The organism is Microcystis sp. M109S1 (assembly GCF_020247025.1).
In the GTDB taxonomy this organism is placed as follows: Bacteria; Cyanobacteriota; Cyanobacteriia; order Cyanobacteriales; family Microcystaceae; genus Microcystis.
In genome coordinates, this window is the sequence record NZ_JADBRW010000303.1 from 1 (window position 1) to 2,672 (window position 2,672).

A 2,672-nucleotide genomic window follows, 5' to 3' on the forward strand; every position below is an offset into this window, starting at 1 on the left:
CTAGAAAAACTAAAACGGTATGCTCAACAAAAACAAATTTCTGCTGCCGAAGTTGTCAGGGATTGGATTAAAAAGTTAAAGTAATCAAGCCGCCCTCCGTGACCCTAAAGGGCGGGGTTTTCAACCCAAATTTTCGATAAACTTTGACGGGATTTGGCCTCATCCCCAGAGGACCCGCTGCTGTTCCGGCGTTGCCTGTTCATTGATCGACCTCGACCTATTTAGAGGCGCGGGCAACTTATTGGGACAGCATTGTTCACGTTAACTTAAATTAACTTTGTTGGCAAAAGTGAATCGGAACAAGGGTTTTTCGCTAGAATGATAATGATTATCGTTCTAATTAAGGAGAGAAATCATGGTTCTACAGGTCTCTGGGGTAGGATTAGTTTGTGCTGGGAATAAAATCAGCGAAAAAAGCCCTAAATCTCCATTTATAGCTGTTAGCTTCATTTTATCGCTTTCTTTCGCCCTGGTAACGGTGGCTAAGGCTGAAGAGCCTGCCATTGGTCAGAGTTTGCCAGAATTTTATATCGGGGTGGATAATCAAATCACCTTAACTCGGGGCATCTATGAGGGATTAGCCAATCCTAACTATAACCGGTTAACTCTTCTGGTTGCTCACCGAGAGGGAACCCCTCATTTTCACGGTATCGGCACTTACAGTTATTCCGGACCGTCTAGTAATCCGGTAGTTAATCCCACTAACAGCAATAATCGCATTCCTGAGACTTCTACAGGATTGCCTCCTCTCTCCTTAATTGCAGGAAAAGGAATTTTTCAGAATAGTTTTGTTAGTGCTGCCACTGGGGAGGAATATAGCAATTTACTGATGCAATCAGTGGCAACTATTAATAATTCCTCTGACTTGGGAGAACAAGCTCTTTTTAACAGTTCTGGGGGACGGTGGAATCGGTCTTTAGGTAATGCCAACCTATCCTTGCAACTGTTAGAGATTAGTGATGGATTAACAGTAGCTAACTCTTTAGGAGAGACAATTTTAGCTAATGCTGGAGATATCTATGCGATCGGTACCGGTGATAACTTCTCCTTTTTACCGAAGTTTGTTGCCTCTCGACCAGGAAAATATTCAGCCAGTTTTAAGCTGGTAGATCTTAGCCTTTCTTGGGGAGAGTCAGGAATTTTCAACCTAGATTTTCAAACAGTTCCCGAACCATCAACTCTGATCAGCTTAATACTGTTTGGGTCAATTTTATTAACTCGATCGAGTAGTAAAAACTAAAACCAATCGGTTTTGGAGAGAGCAAACTTATCTCCAAAACTGCTCCAGATCGACATCGGCTTTGTTGAAATGGAAAACAGGGATTATTCCCTAAAAAACTAGCAACTTTTTTGACTATAATAACGACAAGATTATCAGTATAGTTTTAAACTATCCTATCATAAGCCCTATCTCGATCGCAGTATATATTTATGAAATTTAGTGAAATTGCCCAAAAATTAAGCCCTTTAGTGCAATCCCAGAGTTTGACCGCCTATCCCGACAGAAATCCCCAAATTAAAGCCATAACTCCCATCGAAACCGCCCTAGTCGATACCATTAGCTATATCGAAGGGGGAAAATTTGCTGCCTTTGTCGCCAAAACTGACGCTACTGCCCTAATTCTGCCCCTGGATGCCAATTTACAACAACAGGCCGACGAACGCGGCATCCCTTGGTTAGCTAGTGCCAATCCCCGACTTTTATTCGCCCACGCCATCAAATTATTCTATCAACCCTTTCAGCCCCAACCCTACATTCACGCCACCGCCGTGGTGCATCCATCGGCTAAAATCGGCCATAAAGTCGCCATCGGGGCCCATGCTGTGGTAGAAGCAAATGTCACCCTCGGTGATGGGGTGTGCATTCATCCTAACGCCGTTATTTACCCCGGAGTGCATATTGGCGATCGCACAATTCTCCACGCTAACTGTACCATCCATGAACGGGTACAAATCGGCAATGATTGCGTTATCCACAGTGGTGCTGTTATTGGTGCTGAGGGCTTCGGTTTTGTGCCAGTTCCCGAAGGCTGGTTTAAGATGGAACAATCGGGTATCGTGGTCTTAGAAGATGGGGTAGAAATTGGCTGTAATAGCACCGTTGATCGCCCGGCAGTGGGAGAAACCCGCATCGGTAGCCAGACTAAGATCGATAATCTCGTCCATATTGCCCATAATTGCCAAATTGGCCAAGCTTGCGCCCTAGCAGGACAGGTAGGCATGGCAGGAGGCGTAAAATTGGGCAATCGCGTTATTTTAGCAGGACAGGTGGGCATTGCCAATCAAGCAGTGATCGGGGACGGTGCGATCGCAACCGCCCAAACTGGCATTCACAACGATATCGGAGCAGGAGAAGTGGTTTCTGGTTCTCCCGCTATGCCTCATAAACTATTCCTCAAGGTAGCAGCCGCTTACAAGCGTTTACCCGAAATCTATCAAGCGGTTAAGCAGTTGAAAAAATAGCCCTATTCAGGAGTCAGGAGGTAGGAGGCAGCTTTGTTCTCCCCAACCCCCAACCCCCACACCCCCACACCCCTAGGGTTGATTCATTTAAATTAAGTACAGCGGATTTTGAGTCAATAAATTTGACCGAAGATTCTCAAGTTTATCTTTCTCTAACCAAAAGAGTTAGTCACAATAACTAATCTTTAATCCTCTGCCAATATTTATTA

General features: G+C 44.6%; 2 protein-coding genes. Both read left to right on the top strand.

The window, feature by feature from the left end; translation table 11 throughout:
* Positions 1-355 precede the first annotated feature (355 nt).
* Entirely contained in the window at positions 356-1,240 is an 885-nt protein-coding gene (locus tag IM322_RS15165) for an all3515 family Zur-repressed PEP-CTERM protein (RefSeq protein WP_287675964.1), read from the top strand.
* A gap of 191 nt (positions 1,241-1,431) precedes the next feature.
* Positions 1,432-2,463, top strand: coding sequence for a UDP-3-O-(3-hydroxymyristoyl)glucosamine N-acyltransferase (lpxD, locus tag IM322_RS15170; RefSeq protein ID WP_287675965.1), 1,032 nt, complete (start codon positions 1,432-1,434; stop codon positions 2,461-2,463).
* The last annotated feature ends 209 nt before the right edge of the window (positions 2,464-2,672 follow it).

Coding starts and splice junctions, on each gene's coding strand:
- IM322_RS15165 (WP_287675964.1), top strand. CDS start 356: ATGGTTCTACAGGTCTCTGGGGTAGGATTAGTTTGTGCTGGGAATAAA.
- lpxD (WP_287675965.1), top strand. CDS start 1,432: ATGAAATTTAGTGAAATTGCCCAAAAATTAAGCCCTTTAGTGCAATCC.